This is a genomic window from Candidatus Neomarinimicrobiota bacterium, from assembly GCA_022567655.1.
Classification (GTDB): Bacteria; Fidelibacterota; SORT01; order SORT01; family SORT01; genus JADFGO01.
This window is the reverse complement of sequence record JADFGO010000014.1, coordinates 1-20,289: the sequence shown is the minus strand read 5'-3', so window position 1 is coordinate 20,289 and position 20,289 is coordinate 1. Positions and strand designations below refer to the sequence as shown.

Below are 20,289 nucleotides of genomic sequence, written 5' to 3'. Positions count from 1 at the left end.
ACGAGGATAGGGAATATGGATTTTAGACTGCCTGAAGAGATCGAAATGCTGCGCGACACGGCGAAGAAGTTTACAGATCAGGAGATTCGTCCGTTAGCAGACAGTATAGAGCGCGAGGAAAAGGTCCCGGAGGAGCTGATCAAGAAGTTAGGCGAGACCGGATTGATGGGCGTTCTCATTCCTCCGGAATACGGCGGAGGCGGGTTTGGAGAGCTCGGCTACTGCGCTATGCAGGAGGAGATATCCCAGGGGTGTGCATCGACGGCTACCTTTCTCGGAGCGCACCTGTCTATCGGTTCTCAGACTATAATTCTTTTCGGTTCTGAAGAAACAAAAAAGAAATATCTTCCCGGTCTCGCAAAGGGTGAATTGATCGCCGCTTATTCGCTCTCCGAGGCGGGTTCAGGTTCAGACGCCGCGGCGATGAAGGCGAAAGCCGTTTATGACGGCGGTGATTGGGTGCTGAACGGCACAAAGATTTGGGTGACCAATGGGCCGATAGCGGACGTCATAGTCGTTTACGCCAAGATGGAAAAAGACGGAGAGGACCTTGGTCCGGGCGCTTTTGTGATTGAAACAGCGAATGACGGATTCAACATCGACAAAATCGAAAAAAAGATGGGTCTCAAGGGTTCCGAAACGGCGGCGATATCTTTCAGCGATTTCCGTATTCCTAATGAAAATCTGCTCGGTGATCCCGGACAGGGATTCAATATTGCATTGACGATTCTCGATGTGGGAAGGCTCGGTCTCGGCGCCGTAACTCTCGGTCAGGCGAAGGAGTCACTCCGGCTCAGCACGTTATACTCGCAGCAGAGGGAACAGTTCGGGCAGCCGATCGCGGATTTCCAGGCAATACAGTGGATGCTGGCGGAAATGACAACCGATATTTACGCGATGGAAAGCATACTCTACCGTACCGCTAATGCGTACGATGAAGGGAAGCAAATCACACGGGAGGCGTCGTGCGTAAAACTCTTCTGTTCCGAAGCGCTTGATAGGATAGTCGATCATGCCGTTCAGATACACGGCGGCATGGGCTATTCAAGCGAGCTGAAGATCGAACGGATGTACCGAGACTCCCGCGTTCACCGCATCTTCGAGGGCACGAACGAAATACAGCGCCTCGTCATCGCCCGCGAAACGCTCAAGAAGGGGGGATATTGATACTCTCATACATAGGGTATGAGTGCGAGTCAGGATTTATCCTGATCGCAGAACCTCCTCCCTTGTGGGAGGTGGCTTTGATAATCCAAGATTATCAAAGGCGGAGGGTGTAATTGTAATATTTTCTCAATAGTTTTTATTACCCAATAATAACACCCCTTGTCCCGGCTCAGCCGGGACACTCCCCTTAAGGGGAGAGGAATAACGTGAGAGTCAGGGCTTGCCCTGACCGCCACGGAAAAAAGGAGATTAGAGGTTGGATTTTCCATGGCACTATCTATAGTGATGTATATTACAATACAGAACTCGGAGAGTGGAAGCACTCAAGTGCTAGTCAGGGCTTGCCCTGACAGCAAAGTATGAAAAGAGGAAGAACAAAATACGACGATTCCGAATTCCCGGTTTTCATCACCACTACGATTACACATCATATCAGTGTATTTCATATCAAGTTATTAGCAACGTCGTGTCTTCAATTGTTGGAAGATGTGCGAAAGAAATACGAGATGAAAATTTACTGCTACTGTCTAATGCCGAGCCATATTCATATGATAGTACAATCAATCAACAAGGGAGACTTATCAAATTTTATCAGAGAGTGGAAATCGTTTTCAGCTAAAAAGATATTAGAATTCGCTAATGAACAATCTCCTGCACTCTTAGAACTGTTCAGGAGATCGGCAGAAGAATTTGGACTGACAAAAGAACAATCCAACCAAGTATGGATGCCGAGGTTTGACGATTTGCAGTTAAGAAAACCTGAGACGACGAGAACGAAAATAAATTATATCCATGGAAATCCGGTGAGAAAAGGTCTTATGGAAACAGCGGAGAAATTTCTCTATTCAAGTGCCGGTTGGTATGATGATGGAGATGAGAGATTTCTGACACTAACCGATATAAAAGGAATTATCTATTGATAAACATGGCGTCAGGGCAAGCCCTGACTGCCACGGAATTAGAGGTATTAATGATCATTAAACTTATTAAACAGCGTATAACTGATTGGGCAAGTACTAAGCCTTTTAAGATGAAAATTTATCTATATGGGTCTCACGCTAGAAACGAGGCAGTAAAGATGAGTGATATTGATATTGCTATGGAATTTCCTTCGCTGCCAGAATCAGAACGGACTCTGATTATGATTGATTTCCAAGATTTATGGCAAAACGAATTATCAAATAGACTTGGTAAGAAAGTTCATATCGAACTGTTTGATGAAAAAACTTCGACAATAAAGAAGGGACTCGAAAAATCATCTGTCATTTTGTTTAGTAATGTTTAAACGCTAGTCAGGGTGACTGCGCCACAATGAACGCTGTCATTCTGAGTCCCGAAGCTTCGGGACGAAGAATCTCAAGCACTCAGAATAAATGTAGAGTGCGAGTTGGGACAATCTCTGACATCCACGGAATACGGCGTCTCGTCATCGCCCGCGAAACCCTCCAGAAGGGAGGGTGTGATTTCACTACACCGGGAGGATTACACCCCTCCTCCTCCAGCCGGCGGATGCTCCTCTCAAGGGTGAGGGAAAAATCCCCTCTTGAGAGGGGTGCCCCGCTTCCAGCGGGGCGGGGTGTGTAATTTGGCGGACAACTCCTGAGTTGTCCCTACTGCAACTACCTCGAATAAGTACCCCATGAGCTGAGTTCCGGCGGGTAAGTGTCCCCGCATAGCGTTTCCGGGGGGTTCCGAGATTTGAGAATGCTCCCTTATAGTGAATCAGATTCGTTGACATTCGGCGGGTGTTTCCTTATGTTCAAACGATGAAAAAGTATCTTTTGCTGATCCTATCCATACTGTTTTTCGGCTGCGATTCACTGTTCGGAACTCGTGAGGCGGAAGACCCTGACGAAAATGTCGGTAGAAGTCTCTGGCAGCAGCCTACTTCACCTGATATGGTGCTTGAAAATATGTCAAACGCTTTTTTGGAGCGGAACGCGGATAACTACATGCGCTGTCTGACGGATTCGAGCAACTCGGAGAGAGATTTCGTATATATTCCCGATCAGGAGACGGCGATCAACAATCCCGGCGCTTTTGACAGTTGGACGCTTGAAGATGAGAGGAGATACATCAATCTTATCTTTTCTGAATCTTCACTGCCATCAGGAGCGCTTGCTTTGCTGGGGTTCGAGGAATTCGAGGAACCATCCATACCCTCAGACACTGCAACGTTCGAGGAGGTATATGATCTGGATATCATGCACCAGCTCGAGAACGTCCCCACACGGATGAAAGGGATTGCCAAACTCAGGATGGCGAAGGATTTCAGCGGTAGCTGGTCGATATACCGGTGGGAGGATCTGACGTTCGGCAGCGAGGACGATACGCTAAAACTTCCTACATGGAGCGAGATGAAGGCGAGGGCTCAATGAAGTTCTCTGATTCGCTTCTGATGGGTTTACTGGTTACGATGTATGGATGTGTGAACCCGTTTGCACCTGAACTCGGAGTGGTGGAATCGGGAACAGACGCCGTTTTGACGGAAAGACTGAACCCCGAGGAAGTATTGGAAAATTTTCGTTTCGCGTATATTTTCGGTGACTCGTTAGTTTACAGCGAAGTGATCGATACGGGATTTGTATTTGTATTTTTTGATCCGAGCGTGGAAGGAACAGGCAGGTTTGACAGTTGGGGGAGGGACACCGAGCTGAAAACGACGGCAGGTCTGTTCCGCGCGGTAAGGAACATATCACTCGAGTGGAACAGTACGGTCGAGGAGGCTTACTGGTCGCCCGCGCCGGATTCTGCATTAAGCGTCATATATTTCGAGGGAGCTAAAAAAGCAAAAGTGTCAAAAAGTTTTGTGCTGAAGTTAGATACGGAAATACAGTTGACGGGAACGGCAGTCTTCTTTTTCGATAAAAATGCGCCCGGAGAGAGCTGGCGGATAGAGAGATGGGTTGATGAATCGATTTTTTAAGAAGACGTTAGTTGTCTGGATCGTCATCTGGCTTATCATTGACGCAATAATCATAGCGTACATTTACTTTGGCGATGAAGAGGGTAACGGGATCATGTCAGCGGAAGCTCTTGAAGTGTATATTGACAACGAATTTGTATCCTCATTGAACGAAAAAGGGTTTAAAGTATTTCCTGTAGATGAGAATGGCACGACTCTCTTTATGTATGCAAGAGGGCTGGGAAAAGTCTGGATGAAAAAAGTAATAACTGAGACACTCGGCGAAACAGGATTATTACCCGAGTTCAATTGGAACGTCGGAGAAGGCGAATTTCAAGCGCTGATCAAGTACGGAAATGAAGAAGACTTTTTGTTCCGTTTCAAAGAAACAGACGATATATCTTCCGGACTAATAGCAATACTCATTGACGATTTCGGCTATTTCTGGGACGACCGGGTTGATGAACTTCTCCGGATGCCGATTCCGCTGGGAATTGCGGTAATCCCAGGGCATGAACATTCCACCCAAGTAGCCAAAATTGCCGTCTCACAGGGAAAAGAAGTACTGCTGCATCTTCCTATGGAACCGTATGATTATCGAGGCGGGGAGGAGGAGTATATCATAATGAGCGGCATGACAGAGAGCGAAATCTCCGAGCGAATCTCAAGAGCGCTTATCAGTGTACCGGGAGCCGTGGGGTTGAACAATCATCAAGGCTCGAAGGTGACATCAGAAGTGAAGATAATTCAGAGATTTCTTGCCGTAATCCGTCCTTACGACTTATATTTTATTGACAGCGCGACCCATGCGTCAAGTGTCGGCTATGCAGAAGCGCTTAAGATGGGCGTTCCGGCGGCGAAAAGGGCGGTCTTTCTGGATAATTCGGATGATTTAATGACTGTTGAACAGAGGATTCATGAATTGAAAAATGAGGCTTTTAGAAAGGGTTCCGCTATCGGCATTGGCCACGTAAACGCTAAAACTATTTCGGCATTGAAAAAAGAAATTCCTTTAATAATCGAAGAAGGTTTTGATTTTGTCTATCCTTCACAGCTCATGAACTAACCAATTTCTTAGGAGTTTTAAATATGGCATTACTTGAGGTAAAGTTGGACCCGGTGGCGAAAATGAGAGACACCATAGACCGTTCCATAGACCCCGTTAAAGCAGCTGTCGCGGCTGAATTAGCCGGCGTGGACGCTGTGAGTATCAGGCTCACAGAGGAAAGAGAAGAAGAGCGATTGAGGGATCTAAATATCCTTCAGGAAGTGGTACATTCCCGATTAAATTTGGTCATAAGTTCCTCCAAACGCCTGGTTGACAAGGCGTTATCGATAAACTCCGCGATGGTAACTCTTGACGATGAATTGGGTTTGACCGACTCCAGGGTCGCTTCACATATGAAAGAAGCTATTTCTGTACTGAAAAACAACAAGAACCTCGCAGTGGCAATCAGAATAAATCCGGAAGTTTCGGATGCTAAGACCGCCTCCCGGTTAGGCGCCGATTATGTCGATCTGAATACCACAAGATTCGCCGGCACACAAAACTATCACGACAGGACATTAGAGCTTGAGCGGATAGCGTCAGTCGCGAGAGCTGCGTTCAAATTCGATCTCGGAGTTTCCGCCGGAGGTGGATTGACCTATCAAAACGCAGCTTACGTAGCGGAGATCGAACAGATTGACACGATATCAATCGGGGGCGCAATCATAAGCAGGGCGATGCTTATCGGATTGGAAAACGCCGTACGGGATATGATAGACCTCGTTAAATGAATTTCTGAATCGTTCCCTCCCGAAGGAAATTTTCTTATCAAAATAAACGTTTATCGAAACGGTGAGATCGAAAGCGTTCATGAAGTGAGCGCTGCTGTTGTAGGAGTATCAGGTGAACTCATCGCAGGGTACGGAGAACCTGAGATGTACACCTACATTCGTTCCGCCGCTAAGCCGTTTCAGATGCTGCCGGCGCTTCAGATCGGAATGCACACTGAATTCGGATTAAGCGATGAAGAGATTGCGGTTTGCTGTTCCTCGCATTCCGGAGAGGAGATGCACGTGAAAGCGGTAAAAAGCATACTCGATAAGACGGGTTTGGATTCTTCCCTGCTCGGCTGCGGAGTTCATCCTCCGCTTGGCAAGGAAGTGAGGCGGAAAATGAATAAAGAGGGATCAGCGCCGTCACTACTTCACAACAACTGCTCGGGAAAGCATTCAGCGATGCTTGCCACTGCTAAGATGAGGGATGAACCGCTTGATGACTATCTGAACCCTGCCCATCCGGTACAGCAAAGAATCCTCGAAGAAATCAAAAAATATTCGGAAGAAAATGAGATTCGCGTGGGGGTTGACGGTTGTTCGGCTCCCGTATTCTACCTCACTATTGAAAAAATGGCGCTGATGTACAGTAAACTTGCAGAGGCGGAGGAAGGGAGTCTGTTAAATGATATATGGGAAAAGATGACGTCGTATCCTCTAATGGTCGCCGGAACCGAACGCTTCGACACCGTGCTGATGACATCGGGAAAAGGGAGTATACTCTCGAAGATGGGTGCGGAAGGAGTTCAGTGCATGGCTATAAAAACGCCAGACGGACCGGTCGGGATAGCGCTCAAGGCGCATGACGGAAGCCGTAGGGCGGTCGCCCCTGCCGTCTTCTATATACTCGACAAGATGGGTGTAACCCCGGGAGGCGATTTCGATAACTTAAGAAGACCGGTGTTGAAAAATCATGTGGGAACTGATGTGGGCTGGATAGAAGTGAAGGATGATAAGTAGTTTTCGAAACTGTTTCAGGCTATCATCAGTTCGCTGCCCCTGTTTCCGGTGATTTCACGGGTGAAAAAATATTCGGGAGAAAAATCCGATCTGGTACGTATAAGTAGGAGCCTCTTTTGCTTGTATTTTTGAGAGGTGGTTGTTTATATTAAGTTTAATTCACCTAAGGAGCTCCCTATATATGTACGGTAAGATTAGAGTGGTTTTAATATATCTTCTGCTCCAGACGGCGGTTTACGCACAAAATATCCCCATTTCGGAGCAGCGAACCCTTATAAACAGGCCTACTGCCGGGTCATTGGAACGGGGAAGTTACGACATAGAATTGCGGATATACTCTCAGGGCGGGTTACTCGGCGGAGTGGCTGTGGGTCTTACCGACCGTATTACGTTCGGAGCGACTTACGGCGGCTTGAACATCATCGGCGAGGGCAAAGTAGAGTGGAACGCCAGACCGGAAGTCAATATAAAATACAGACTTTTCGAGGAGTCGTATTCCGGTCCGGCAATTTCCCTCGGCTACAGCGGTCAGGGTTTCGGGGCTTGGTCAGACTCACTGAATCGCTATCAGATTAAGTCGCCCGGAGTATATGCGGCGGCGAGCAAGAATTACTCGATGATGGGTAATCTCGGATTCCACGGGGGAGTCAATTTCAGTTTTGAGAACAAAGACGGTGATGAAGATATAAACATGTGGATCGGTTTTGATAAGAGTATAAACGAAGAAATTTCGATTCTTGGTGAATATGATTTTGCGTTGAACGACAACCGCGGTGAAACATTCGGTTCCGGGAACGGATATTTGAACGCGGCTCTAAGGTGGTCGTTCGTCGATGAATTGATCATAGAGTTTGACGTGAACAATATTCTTGGAAACAGGAAAGATACAGCCGCTGCAAGCAGAGAGATAAAGATCATATATTTGGAATTTTTCTAAGAGACAGGGGTGACCCGATATGCCGGACACGTGCATGACGGAGCAGGAGTCCGAGATGTAGGAGAAGATGCCGGTAGACAGGATGACGCGCGGGAGTTTTTAGCTAAATTGCAGGTTCAATTTCAAAATCCCTGTTAATTAACTCAGAAGCAATGAAGTTTTTTATCAATTCCCGAATTATCTTCTAATCGAAGGGGAATCCGCTAAATAACGCTTGAATTTGCTCCCAAATTTTAGTATATTCTATGCTCGGAATTAAATGGGACAGCGGTGGCAGGTAATAAGATAATTGTACGCGGAGCGAAGGAACACAACCTTCAGAACATAGATGTTGATATCCCAAGAGACAAATTTGTAGTTCTCACAGGCTTGTCCGGATCCGGCAAATCTTCGCTGGCTTTCGACACGATATATGCTGAAGGGCAGAGGCGCTACGTTGAATCCCTGTCGGCGTATGCCCGGCAATTCCTCGGTCTCATGGAGAAACCCGACGTTGAGTATATCGAAGGTCTGTCTCCGGCAATTTCCATCGAACAGAAGGGGACGTCGAAAAATCCGCGTTCTACTGTCGGAACGGTTACGGAAGTATATGATTATCTGCGCCTTCTTTTCGCGAGGGTCGGCACGCCGTATTGCTACAATTGCGGTAAACGCATAGAGCGGCAAACAGTACAGCAGATCGTAGATTCTATCCTGAATCTCCCGGAAGGTAAACGTATTCATGTCCTATCACCCTTGATCAGAGGGCGAAAAGGGGAATACCGTGAAGTCTTCGAGGACGTCAGAAAAAAGGGGTTTGTCCGCGTCAGAGTCGACGGCGAAGTGAGCGACGTTGACAATCCTCCGAAACTTATTAAAAACAAAAAACACACTATTGAGGTTGTCGTGGACAGGCTCGTGGTGAAGCCGAAGATCAAAGAGCGGTTGACGGATTCTGTGGAAACGGCTCTTAAGTTGAGTTCCGGGTTGATCTACATCGAAGAATTAGGCGGCAAGATACATCCGTACAGCGAGCATTTCGCATGTACCGATTGCGGAATATCCTATGAAGAGCTCACTCCGAGAATGTTCTCATTCAACAGCCCTTACGGCGCCTGTCATCACTGTCACGGTCTCGGAACTCAGATGGACATAGACCCGGATATGGTTGTTCCCGACCCGTCGAAATCGCTTGCTCAGGGCGCCATTGAACCGATCGGCGGTCAGCCGAGGGGTAATTGGTTTTCATCCGTGTTAAAGAGCGTAGCGGCAGAGTTTGGTTTCGATTTTGTAACCCCGTGGGTCAACCTCTCGGACGAGGCTAAAGACGTATTGCTGAATGGATCCGGAGACAAAGAGATAAGCGTAAAATACACTCACAGCGACGGGAAAGTTAAAGGAGAGTACCTGAGCAAATTTGAAGGCGTCATACCGAACTTAAAGAGGAGGTACTCTCAGACCGGATCATCGGGCATCAGGCAGTGGATTGAAAAATTCATGTCGATTAAATCATGCCCGGCATGTAAAGGCAGCAAGTTGAGGAAAGAAAGTCTCGCGGTCAGGATAGGAGACTCGAACATTCAGGATATTACCTCGATGTCCATTAAGGACGCACACTCTTTTATCTCTTCTCTGAGCCTTTCAAAATCGGAAAAAGAGATAGCCAAACAGATAATCAGCGAAGTAAAATCCCGGTTGAAATTTTTGGTTAACGTAGGCCTGGATTACCTTTCGCTCGACAGGCGTTCCAGCACTCTGTCCGGAGGAGAATCGCAGAGAATCAGGCTTGCGACGCAAATAGGGTCTCAGCTTGTCGGTGTTTTATATATTCTCGACGAACCCTCAATAGGTCTGCATCAGCGCGATAATCTGCGTTTGATCGAGGCGCTGACCAAACTTAAAAACTTGGGTAATACTGTCTTAGTGGTTGAACACGACAGAGAGATAATCGAAGCAGCAGACTGGATTGTGGATTTGGGTCCGGGCGCCGGGAAAAGCGGTGGAAACATAGTCGCGGCAGGAACGTTAGCTACACTGAAAAGGTCTAATAAGTCAATTACCGGGAAATATCTTTCAGGGAAATTGAAGATCGAGATTCCCAAAAAAAGGCGTAAAAGCAACGGGAAATTTCTCGAGTTAATAGAGGCGAGAGGTCATAATCTCAAGGGGATAGACATAACGATTCCTCTCAGCACGTTTACAGCGGTTACCGGTGTATCGGGTTCAGGGAAGAGCACGCTTATCAATGAAACTCTCTTTCCCGCATTACAAAGACATCTCTATTCGAATAAGGCAAAAGCGCTCGCTTACTCTTCCATTAAGGGGCTCAAATATATCGACAAGGTAGTTGATATCGACCAGTCACCCATAGGAAGAACTCCACGCTCAAACCCCGCAACCTATACAGGGACGTTCACGTATATCAGAGAACTCTTCAGCAATCTGCCGGAGTCAAAAATTGCAGGATATAAACCGGGCAGGTTCAGCTTCAATGTCAAAGGCGGCAGATGTGAGGCGTGCGAGGGTGACGGAATAAAGAAGATAGAGATGCACTTTCTCCCGGACGTATATGTAACATGTGAGACTTGCACAGGTAAGCGGTACAACCGGGAAACGCTTGAAATCAGATATAAGGGGATGAATATTTCTAATATCCTTGAGATGACGGTCGAAGAGTCTCTCTCCTTTTTCGATAAAGTTCCTCGAATAAAAAGGAGACTGCAAACTCTTTCCGACGTCGGATTAGGCTACATACATCTCGGTCAACAGGCGACAACGCTTTCCGGGGGAGAGGCTCAGCGGGTAAAGCTCGCATCCGAACTGAGTAAAATAGACACAGGTAATACACTTTACATTCTCGACGAACCTACAACAGGGCTGCATTTTGAGGATATAAAAATGCTGCTTTCCGTATTGAACCGCCTCGTTGATCTCGGAAATACCGTCCTGATAATAGAACATAACTTAGAAGTGATAAAAATGGCTGACTATGTGATCGATCTGGGACCGGAGGGGGGAGACGAAGGCGGAAGGGTTGTGGCTACCGGTACACCGGAAGAAGTGGCTAAGGTCAAGGGATCATATACGGGCAAATTTTTGAAAGAAATTCTTAACGGTGTGCAATAGAAAGTTCTTGGAAAGAGGCTTAAAAATGCTTATATTACAATAGCTTAAGGCAATTTTATTTTATGAATTCTCACCATCTTGACATAGATTCTCTTGAAGTTACCGCTAAGGAAATTAGGGGTGATATTTTACGTATGCTCGAAAAAGCCGGCTCGGGACATACAGCCGGTCCACTCGGAATGGCTGATATTTTTACCGCTTTATACTTTAATATTCTGAATCATGATCCGGATGATCCGGATTGGAATGAACGTGACAGGGTTGTTCTGTCAAACGGTCATATCTGCCCGGTACTTTATTCGACGTTAGCGAGAGCGGGTTATTTCGATATGGAAGAGCTCAAAACCCTAAGAATGATCGATTCACGGCTGCAAGGTCATCCGAGCAGACTTGATTTGCCCGGCATAGAAACAAGCGCGGCATCTCTCGGTCAGGGACTGAGTATAGCGGTGGGAATGGCATTAGCCGCCCGTCTCGATAAGGCAAAGCATCGGATATTCGCTCTTTTGAGTGACGGGGAGCTGGAAGAGGGCTCAAGCTGGGAAGCGATTAACGCTGCGGCGAAATGGCAGTTGGATAACCTCATCGCCATTGTGGACAGGAACAACATACAGATCGACGGACTCACCGAAGACATTTTCCCGTTAGAACCGCTGAGGGATAAATTTGAAGCGTTTAACTGGATGGTTTTTGAGATTAACGGGAATGAAATGAACCACATTCTCCAGGCAATCGATGCCGCAATAGAGATAAAGAAACAGCCCGTCTGCATAATAGCGCATACTACTCCGGGAAAAGGAGTATCGTTTCTCGAAGATAAGTATGAATGGCACGGTATAGCCCCGAACCGGTTAGAGATGATGGAGGCGCTGGCTGAATTGGGTCTCGAAGAGGTGGGTTATGACGGGGATTAATTCACAGATGAATTTGATCTCCGATTTGTTCAACGGGTATGAAGAAGCAGCCACGAGGTCGGGATTCGGGGAAGCAATGGTGGAGCTCGGAAACTCAAATGAAGACGTTGTGGCGCTCTGCGCCGACCTGTCGGGCAGCCTGAAATTAGGTGATTTTATAAAAAAATGGCCTGAACGGTTTTTCCAAAGCGGCGTTGCGGAGCAAAACATGGTTGGAATGGCTACCGGTTTGGCATTATCGGGGAAGATACCTTTTGCCACGAGTTTCGGCGTATTCATGCCGATGCGTACCATCGACCAGATAAGGATTTCTGTTTGTTATAACAAAGCAAACGTAAAACTCGCCGCATCCCATACCGGCATCACCGTCGGTCCCGACGGCGCGACTCATCAGGCGTTAGAAGATATAGCGATGATGAGGGTACTTCCCAATATGACCGTGTTAGCGCCTTCCGACCGTATCGAAACTAAAAAAGCTACGTTATATGCCGCTGAGACGATAGGACCTGTGTATATCAGGTTCGGAAGACAGAACGCGCCGGTGTACACAACGGAGGAAACCCCCTTTGAAGGCGGAAAAATTAATCTGTTAAAGGAAGGTGGCGACGTTGCCATAGTAGCATGCGGAAGGATGGTGTACGAATCACTTCTTGCCGCGAAGGAGCTCTCGGCTGATGGAATCGAGGCAAAAGTACTGAACTGCCATACAATCAAACCTATTGATTCGGATGCTCTGGTGTCAGCTGCCGGGGAATGCGGCGCGGTAGTAACAGCCGAGGAACACCAAAAGATCGGCGGCCTGGGGAGCGCGGTCGCGGAAGTGTTGTCGGTTTTAAAGCCGGTTCCGATGGAATTGGTGGGAGTCGATGACAGCTTCGGAGAATCCGGCGAATCGGATGAGCTGATGAGTAAATACGGACTGACGTCGGGCGATATCAAGAAAGCCGTAAAGAGGGTGTTGAAAAACAAGTGACTGACAAAGCAATTTCAAAAACGGAAATTTCCAAGCCGAGCGAGCTGAAGGAAGACCACGATATAGAAAAATCTTTGCGTCCGCAGTCATTTTCTGAATTTATCGGTCAGAAAAAAATTGTCAACAATATGAAATTATATATTACGGCTGCGCTCGGAAGAGATGAACCGCTTGATCACGTGTTACTGTTTGGTTCACCCGGATTAGGAAAAACAACAATCGCCAATATTATCGCTAAGGAACTCGGTGTGAACATTTCGATGACCTCCGGTCCGGCGCTCGAAAAGGCGGGAGATCTGGCGGGTATTCTGACCAAGTTGGGCGAGAAAGACGTACTATTTATAGATGAAATCCACAGGTTGAATGCCACGATAGAAGAATATCTATATTCGGCGATGGAAGATTATCAGATAGATATAGTGATAGATAAAGGACCGAATGCCAGAAGTGTCCAGTTGAAATTGTCGGGATTTACTCTTGTGGGAGCAACAACCCGCGCCGGCTTACTCACGTCTCCGCTGAGAGACAGGTTCGGCGTCGTCGAGCGGTTGGATTATTATACAACGGAAGAATTGAGAGACGTTATTATCAGGTCGGCAAGAATCCTTGATATCGAAATTGACGACGATGCAACATGGGAGATCGCAAAACGTTCGAGGGGTACTCCGCGAATAGCCAACCGGCTTCTCAGAAGGATCAGGGATTTTGCGCAGGTCGAAGCTCAGGGTGTCATAACGAAGGATGTATCCGAGAATGCGCTCGAGAAACTTGAAGTGGATGAGATCGGCCTGGACGATATGGATAAGAAAATAATCTTAACCATCATTGGAAAATTTTCCGGCGGTCCCGTCGGATTAAGCAGTCTTGCGGTAGCCGTGGGAGAAGAAAGAAACACCATCGAGGAAGTATATGAACCGTTTTTGATCAAAGAAGGCTTTATCCAACGCACGCAGAGGGGAAGAGAAGTTACTCTTCATGCGTATAAACATTTTGGAATGAAAGCAACGAAAAACACACAAGGAACAATTTTTACAGAGTAGGAGATAAAAAGATATGGGGATGAGATTAGCAGAATTTCAGTATAACTTACCGGAAAAATACGTGGCGCAAAAACCGCTGCCCCGAAGGGATAGATCGAAACTAATGGTCCTTCACAAGGATACGGGAAAAATTGAGCACCGAAAATTTTTCAATATAATAGATTACCTTGATAAGGACGATTGCCTCGTAATCAATAAAACAAAGGTCTTTCCGGCAAGAGTTCAGGCGATTAAACAGAAGACGAATGCACATGTGGAACTCTTTCTACTGAGAGAGCTCGAGAGCAACATGTGGGAAGTGCTTGTCAAACCGGCTCGCAAAGTCAGGATTGGGAATAAGCTCTCTATCACGAAAACTGTGTCATGCGACGTAATCGACAACACAATTTCCGGCGGGAGGGTTGTAAGGTTTTCCTGCAACGGGGATGACGTTTATAAGATTCTCGATAAAGTCGGCGCCGCACCTTTGCCGCCGTATATTAGACGAAAAGCGACTGCGGTGGATAAAAGACGGTATCAAACGGTTTACGCAAGCCATATCGGAGCCGTCGCTGCTCCGACAGCAGGATTGCATTTCACCAAACCGCTTCTCGAAAAAGCCAAGAAAAAAGGGGTAAATGTTATCCCGATTGTTCTTAACGTGGGGCTCGGGACGTTTAAACCGGTTCATGTAGAAGATTTGTCCCGTCATAGGATGGATTCGGAATATTTTGAAATATCGGTGGATGCCGCCACTATAGTAAATGATTCGATGGAGAAAGGTAAAAAAATAGTCGGCGTGGGAACGACTACTACCAGAGCATTGGAATCCGTATTCATAACGCAAAACAGGATCAATCCCGGAATGGGTTGGACTGATAAGTTCATTTATCCGCCTTATGATTTCAAAGTGGCTGATAAGCTGATCACCAATTTCCATATGCCCGGTTCGACACTCCTAATGCTTGTATCGGCGTTTGCGTCACGTGATCTGATTTTTCATGCATACGAAGTGGCAAAAAAGAATAAGTATCGCTTTTACAGTTACGGCGATGCTATGCTGATTCTTTAATTAGAAAAGATGGCCGTATCCGCTGTCATAGTCGCTGCGGGAAGTTCGAAACGCATGGATAACGGCGTGGATAAACTTAGGGTGCAGGTAAACGGTAAACCGCTGCTTGCATGGACTATCTCGAGATTCGAAGCAGCGGACAGCGTGGATGAGATCATAATCGTCGCACGGGAAGATTCTCTCGGTTTTGTAGAAGAACTGGTAAAGGGAGAGGGATTCGGAAAAATCAACTCTGTTGTCGCAGGAGGAACCCATCGTCAGAACTCCACAGAAAACGGATTAAGAGCACTGTCCCGGGAATCTGAATTGGTTCTAATTCATGACGGCGCAAGACCCTTGGTAGATCCTTCCGACATCGATTCCCTTACCGAAGATGTCTATAATCATGGCGCCTCTTTGCTTGCGACCAGGTGTAAAGACACTGTCAAAGAAGTGGAGAACGGAAAAATCGTGAAAACGATTAAACGGGACTCTTTATGGTTAGCCCAGACGCCGCAGGGATTCCGAAAAGATATATTAACGGAAGCTCTTGCGACAGCGGAAAGGGACGGATATATCGGAACTGATGAGGCGTCGCTTGTTGAACGCATGAACGTCGAAATTTCTATTGTTGAAGGCAGGAGCGATAACATAAAAGTTACGGTGCAGGAGGACCTCATATTAGTAGAACGTTACTTCCGGGATAATGCCGTAAATGTTTAGGATAGGCATCGGATATGACATCCATCCGCTCAATGAGGGTACGCCTTTGATATTGGGTGGAGTGAATATCCCCCACCCGCTCGGCTTACTTGGACATTCCGATGCGGACGTTATTTGTCATGCGATAGTGGACGCGCTTTTTGGAGCCGCAAACCTCGGCGATATCGGCGAACATTTTCCAGATACAGATGATGCTTACAAAAACATTTCATCTCTTGAACTACTCGGGAAGGCAACAGCTACTCTCGAAGATAAAGGATGGAGAGCGGTCAACGTCGATGTATCCGTCATTGCAGAGGAACCTAAATTAGCGCAGTATAAAAAAGAAATGATCGAAAAAATAAGCGGGGCTATGAACTCTGATTCTGGTACGGTTTCGATCAAGGCGACGACTAACGAAGGACTCGGAACGCTCGGCAGGGGTGAAGGGATTGCGGCTTATGCCGTTGCCCTATTGGAAAAGAAAGAATAAAATAAAGTGGAAGGAATATTAGATACGATAGGCGGGTTGAATCCCGCGTGGTTGTACGGTTCTCTTCTGATAGCTGCGTATGTTGAAAATATCGTTCCACCTGTTCCCGGCGACACTGTCGTGATATTCGGCGCATACCTTGTAGGGTTGGGGAAAATAGAATTTCTTCCAAGTCTTGCCATGACGACAATAGGGAGTTTAGCTGGGTTTATGACGTATTATGCGGTCGGGAGGTATTTCGGCAGGGAATATTTTGATAGGAAAAACTTTAAATGGTTCGGTGCGAAGAAAATCGATAAAATTGATAAATGGTTTGACAGGTGGGGATACTTTGTAGTAATGGGGAACCGGTTTCTTGCCGGGACGAGATCTGTTGTGTCCATATTTGCAGGCTTCGCCCGCCTTAATATTCTCAAGGTAACGATCCTTGCATTTATTTCCAGCTTGATATGGAACGGATTGCTGATAACCGCAGGTTATTATGCGGGAAAAAATTGGCAGTATGTAAAAGCGGTTGTGGGTAATTATAACATAATAATAACGATCTTTATTATTCTTGCGCTGACAGCGGGCGTTTTAATCGTTATGAAAAAGAACCGGCAGCCGGTTCCTTCGGAGGAATCTTAGCCTTGTCGGATGTTCGGGTCAGGTTCGCTCCAAGCCCCACAGGCGAGTTGCATGCGGGTAACATTCGCACGGCTTTGTTGAACTGGGTGTACGCGAAGCAGCAGAACGGAAAGCTGATACTTAGAATTGAGGATACCGATCAGGATAGATACGTTATCGGTTCGGAGAAAGGGTTTGCAGAAGATTTAAAATGGCTGGGTATCGAGTGGGACGAAGGTCCGGATATAGGCGGGGATTTCGGTCCATATCTCCAATCAGACAGAATCGAATATCACAGGGAATATGCGGAAAAACTGTTAGAGAACGGGTTTGCGTACAAATGCTACTGTAGTGAGGAGGAGTTGGAGATAACCCGCAAAGAGGCTTTGAGTAAAAGCCTTCAGCCGAGGTACAGCGGGAAGTGCCGCGAGCTTTCAGTCGCTGAAGAGAATGAAAAGAAATCCGCCGGCATTAAACCCGTGTTGCGATTTATGGTGCGGGAAGGCGAGCTGTCGTTCACAGACCAGATTAAGGGTGAAATATCGTGGAAGCTCTCCAACATAGGAGATTTTGTAATTATTCGATCTTCGGGGATGCCTTCATACAACTTTGCCGTAGTGATTGACGATGCGCTCATGAAAATAAGTCATGTGATAAGGGGTGAAGCGCATGTATCTAACACTCCAAAGCAATTGTTGCTATATGAAGCATTGAATCTTGAGCCTCCGAAATTTGCGCACACGGCGACGATTCTGAACAAAGAGAAAAAAACGCTCTCCAAAAGGAACGGCGCCTTGTCTATCAGACGTTATCGAGAAGAAGGATATATACCGGACGCCCTTATCAACTATCTGAGTCTGCTCTCATGGTCATCAAAGAGCGGGGACGATATACTGAACCTCGAAAGGATCATAAACGAATTTGATTTTGCAAGAATGACAACTTCATCGGCAGTATTCGATGATGATAAGCTCTTATGGATGAATGGCCAGTATATCCGTTCGTTAAGCGAGGAGAGGTTATTGGAGTTATCAATCCCGTATCTTAATTCAGCCGGTTATCCGACAAAGAACAGGGAGAGAACCATAATGGTGATAAACGCCGTTAAAGACAACCTGTCAACCCTCTCCGAACTGCCTGAATACGCATCTCTATTTTACGAAGACGAAGCTGTGCCTGCTGGAAAAGACGAGAGAAAAATATTGGAAAGCAAAGATTCGAGGAAGATTTTTAATAGTTTTATCGCAGCCTCAGGAAGTTATGACAACATGGGCACAGATGAATTCCGCGCGATTATGAAAGAGGTTCAGGAAGCGACGGGCAGTAGTGGTAAAAATCTGTGGATGCCTGTGAGAATTGCCCTAACGGGGCAAAGCCACGGACCCGAACTGCCAAGGTTGGTTGAATACTTTGGAAAAGATGAAGTTTTATCCCGAATGAAAAAGGCAAAAGGTACGGTTTGAATTCCGCAGAGCTAAAAGCGTACGCAAAAATTAACGTAGGGTTACGAATTACCGGACAAAGAGAAGACGGTTATCACACCTTAAAGACGCTGTTTCAAACTGTAAGCATGCACGACGTGGTGAAAATCGAATTGAAAAATGAACCGGGAGTTGAATTTGAGTCGAAGGGTGAGAAGGTACCGGATGGAGAAGAAAACCTTTGCGTAAGTGCCGCCCGGATATTTCTTGAATCGATAAGCCAAAGCGGAGGGGTAAGCATATTCCTTGATAAAAAGATACCGGTCGGCGCCGGACTGGGCGGCGGAAGCAGCGATGCCGCGTGCGTGATCCGCGGACTTAACGACCTGCTGAAAATCGGACTGACCGGCAGGGAAATGGAAAATATCGCTTCTGAAGTCGGGGCGGATGTGCCGTTTTTTATACAGGGTGGGTGCCGGTACGCCGAAGGCATAGGCGATCTATTATCTCCGGGTAATATACCCGAAGACTTAAGCGTCCTGCTTGCGGTTCCGGAGATAAGGATAGAAACGTCCTGGGCTTATAATTCGCTAAACCATTTAAGCTTGACAAGGGATTCGGAAGACGTTAATCTAGCTCGTTTCCCGCATAACGGGGAAGCGACGTTAAAGAATGGATTTAGAAACGATTTTGAAGAGTTGGTCTTCAGCAGGTACCCGGAGATCGGCAGATTGAAGGAGTTGATATCAAGATCGGGTGCAGTTTTTACATCGCTCTCGGGCAGCGGTTCGGCGGTTTACGGGTTTTTCGAATCACTGACCGAAGCGGAAAAGGGGAAAAGAGCGCTTGGCGGAAATCCGCGGAGTTGGGTCTTGAGATTAATTCCCGCTTACACATACTAAATATTTTGGGGTGTGGCCAAGCGGCAAGGCACAGGGCTTTGGTCCCTGGACCGGAGGTTCGAATCCTCCCACCCCAGCGAGATAAATAGGACAGAAATGGAAAGTAATCTTCAAATATTCAGCGGAAGGGCTAACAGAGCCTTAGCGGAGAAGATAGCGAAAAATCTCGGTCAGCCTCTCGGTGAGCTCGAAATCGTAGAGTTCAAAGACGGGGAAATGTTTGTGAAATTCGGCGAAAACATCCGCGGTCGTGACGTGTTCATCATTCAATCGACCAATCCTCCGGCGAAAAATTACATAGAGCTCTTTTTAATGATGGACGCCGCGAGGCGCGCATCGGCAAAACGGATAACAGCTGTTATCCCGTATTATGGTTACGCCCGGCAGGACAGGAAAAACACACCGAGAGTCGCTCTTTCCGCAAAGCTTTTCGCCAATATGATCAACGTGGCGGGAGCCGACAGGGTGATAGGAATGGACCTGCACTCGCCTCAAATTCAAGGATTTTTCGACGTACCGTTCGACCATCTGTACTCGTCGATTGTTCTGATTAAATATCTATCCAAGAAGGAATATATCAAGGACGCGGTAGTTATGGCGCCGGACATCGGCGGTATAAAGATGGCACGAGCGTTTGCGCGCCGTTTAGACCTTGATTTAGCCGTAGTGGACAAGCGGAGGGAGAAAGCAAATAAATCGGAAGTTGTGAACATTATTGGAGATATAGAGGGTAAGATAGTTCTGTTGTTGGACGATCTTGTAGATACGGCAGGAACGCTGATAAACGCTGCCGAAACATCTATCAAAAAGGGAGCGGAAGCGGTTTATACTTTGGCTACCCATCCGGTTCTTTCCGAAAACGCTCTGCAAAAAATAGATGAATCTTCGATAGAAAAACTCATAGTTACCGACACAATTCCGTTAAGGGAAGACCATTCATCTGAAAAGTTGGAAGTAGTATCCGTAGCTAATATTTTCAGCGAAGCAATCATCAGAATACACGAAGAGAGGTCTATCAGCAAACTTTTTGACGAACAGGATTATTGAATTGATTAGAGGAGCAAGATATGGCAAATGATTTACTTAACGTCAGGTCTCGGGAAGTAGTAAAAAAAAGCGTTTTAAGCAGCACGAGGCGCGAGGGTGGAATTCCCGGCGTGTACTATTCTTCGGGAGATGAGCCGGAACTACTTTTGATAGAGGAGCGGGAGCTGCTTGGAATAATCGCTTCGGGAAATGTGATAATAAATATGAAAATGGGCGATGCCGACGCCAAGAAAGTTGTAATAAAAGAGGTGCAGATTCATCCGGTA

21 protein-coding genes and 1 tRNA gene are annotated in these 20,289 nt (G+C 46.8%); all 22 read left to right on the top strand.

Going from position 1 to position 20,289, the window contains the following annotated elements; all coding sequences use genetic code 11:
- Positions 1–15 precede the first annotated feature (15 nt).
- The gene (locus tag IID12_02785; protein ID MCH8288017.1) at positions 16–1,167 is read left to right on the top strand and encodes an acyl-CoA dehydrogenase family protein; all 1,152 of its coding nucleotides are present in this window, start codon (positions 16–18) and stop codon (positions 1,165–1,167) included.
- 359 nt (positions 1,168–1,526) lie between these two features.
- The gene (locus tag IID12_02780; GenBank protein ID MCH8288016.1) at positions 1,527–2,087 is read left to right on the top strand and encodes a transposase; all 561 of its coding nucleotides are present in this window, start codon (positions 1,527–1,529) and stop codon (positions 2,085–2,087) included.
- A complete protein-coding gene (locus IID12_02775; protein ID MCH8288015.1) occupies positions 2,084–2,452 on the top strand; it encodes a nucleotidyltransferase domain-containing protein in 369 nt (122 codons plus the stop codon). Before IID12_02780 ends, IID12_02775 begins: the two co-directional genes overlap by 4 nt.
- A gap of 481 nt (positions 2,453–2,933) precedes the next feature.
- Positions 2,934–3,545: a hypothetical protein gene (locus IID12_02770; protein MCH8288014.1), complete on the top strand. Its 612-nt coding sequence runs from the start codon at positions 2,934–2,936 to the stop codon at positions 3,543–3,545.
- Positions 3,542–4,093: a hypothetical protein gene (locus IID12_02765; protein ID MCH8288013.1), complete on the top strand. Its 552-nt coding sequence runs from the start codon at positions 3,542–3,544 to the stop codon at positions 4,091–4,093. The genes IID12_02770 and IID12_02765 overlap by 4 nt, the downstream gene beginning before the upstream one ends.
- Positions 4,077–5,138 (top strand): divergent polysaccharide deacetylase family protein, encoded by a 1,062-nt coding sequence (locus IID12_02760; GenBank protein MCH8288012.1) that lies wholly within the window; start codon positions 4,077–4,079, stop codon positions 5,136–5,138. The genes IID12_02765 and IID12_02760 overlap by 17 nt, the downstream gene beginning before the upstream one ends.
- 23 nt (positions 5,139–5,161) lie before the next feature.
- Entirely contained in the window at positions 5,162–5,851 is a 690-nt protein-coding gene (locus IID12_02755) for a pyridoxine 5'-phosphate synthase (GenBank protein ID MCH8288011.1), read from the top strand.
- Between the two features lie 84 nt (positions 5,852–5,935).
- Positions 5,936–6,853 (top strand): asparaginase, encoded by a 918-nt coding sequence (locus tag IID12_02750; GenBank protein ID MCH8288010.1) that lies wholly within the window; start codon positions 5,936–5,938, stop codon positions 6,851–6,853.
- A 181-nt stretch (positions 6,854–7,034) separates the two neighbouring features.
- Entirely contained in the window at positions 7,035–7,790 is a 756-nt protein-coding gene (locus IID12_02745; GenBank protein ID MCH8288009.1) for a hypothetical protein, read from the top strand.
- A 270-nt stretch (positions 7,791–8,060) separates the two neighbouring features.
- A complete protein-coding gene (uvrA, locus tag IID12_02740; protein ID MCH8288008.1) occupies positions 8,061–10,895 on the top strand; it encodes an excinuclease ABC subunit UvrA in 2,835 nt (944 codons plus the stop codon).
- 62 nt (positions 10,896–10,957) lie between these two features.
- Positions 10,958–11,809 carry a transketolase gene (locus IID12_02735; protein ID MCH8288007.1) on the top strand — a complete coding sequence of 284 codons (852 nt, stop codon included), beginning with the start codon at positions 10,958–10,960 and terminating at the stop codon, positions 11,807–11,809.
- 7 nt (positions 11,810–11,816) lie between these two features.
- Positions 11,817–12,782, top strand: coding sequence for a transketolase family protein (locus IID12_02730; protein ID MCH8288006.1), 966 nt, complete (start codon positions 11,817–11,819; stop codon positions 12,780–12,782).
- Between the two features lie 11 nt (positions 12,783–12,793).
- Positions 12,794–13,822: a Holliday junction branch migration DNA helicase RuvB gene (gene ruvB / locus IID12_02725; protein ID MCH8288005.1), complete on the top strand. Its 1,029-nt coding sequence runs from the start codon at positions 12,794–12,796 to the stop codon at positions 13,820–13,822.
- A gap of 19 nt (positions 13,823–13,841) precedes the next feature.
- Positions 13,842–14,873 carry a tRNA preQ1(34) S-adenosylmethionine ribosyltransferase-isomerase QueA gene (queA, locus tag IID12_02720; GenBank protein ID MCH8288004.1) on the top strand — a complete coding sequence of 344 codons (1,032 nt, stop codon included), beginning with the start codon at positions 13,842–13,844 and terminating at the stop codon, positions 14,871–14,873.
- Between the two features lie 9 nt (positions 14,874–14,882).
- The gene (gene ispD / locus IID12_02715; protein MCH8288003.1) at positions 14,883–15,575 is read left to right on the top strand and encodes a 2-C-methyl-D-erythritol 4-phosphate cytidylyltransferase; all 693 of its coding nucleotides are present in this window, start codon (positions 14,883–14,885) and stop codon (positions 15,573–15,575) included.
- Positions 15,568–16,047 carry a 2-C-methyl-D-erythritol 2,4-cyclodiphosphate synthase gene (locus IID12_02710; GenBank protein ID MCH8288002.1) on the top strand — a complete coding sequence of 160 codons (480 nt, stop codon included), beginning with the start codon at positions 15,568–15,570 and terminating at the stop codon, positions 16,045–16,047. The genes ispD and IID12_02710 overlap by 8 nt, the downstream gene beginning before the upstream one ends.
- 6 nt (positions 16,048–16,053) lie before the next feature.
- Positions 16,054–16,674, top strand: a complete 621-nt coding sequence (locus IID12_02705) for a DedA family protein (GenBank protein ID MCH8288001.1) — start codon at positions 16,054–16,056, stop codon at positions 16,672–16,674.
- A gap of 2 nt (positions 16,675–16,676) precedes the next feature.
- Complete coding sequence (locus tag IID12_02700; GenBank protein MCH8288000.1) at positions 16,677–18,116, top strand: glutamate--tRNA ligase; 1,440 nt, start codon at positions 16,677–16,679, stop codon at positions 18,114–18,116.
- On the top strand, positions 18,113–18,976 hold the full coding sequence (ispE, locus tag IID12_02695) for a 4-(cytidine 5'-diphospho)-2-C-methyl-D-erythritol kinase (protein ID MCH8287999.1): 864 nt from the start codon (positions 18,113–18,115) through the stop codon (positions 18,974–18,976). The genes IID12_02700 and ispE overlap by 4 nt, the downstream gene beginning before the upstream one ends.
- A 6-nt stretch (positions 18,977–18,982) precedes the next feature.
- A tRNA-Gln gene (locus IID12_02690) sits at positions 18,983–19,053 on the top strand.
- A 19-nt stretch (positions 19,054–19,072) separates the two neighbouring features.
- Positions 19,073–20,023, top strand: coding sequence for a ribose-phosphate pyrophosphokinase (locus tag IID12_02685; GenBank protein MCH8287998.1), 951 nt, complete (start codon positions 19,073–19,075; stop codon positions 20,021–20,023).
- 20 nt (positions 20,024–20,043) lie between these two features.
- Positions 20,044–20,289 (top strand): 50S ribosomal protein L25 (locus IID12_02680; protein MCH8287997.1); only part of this gene is annotated, 246 nt, incomplete at its 3' end.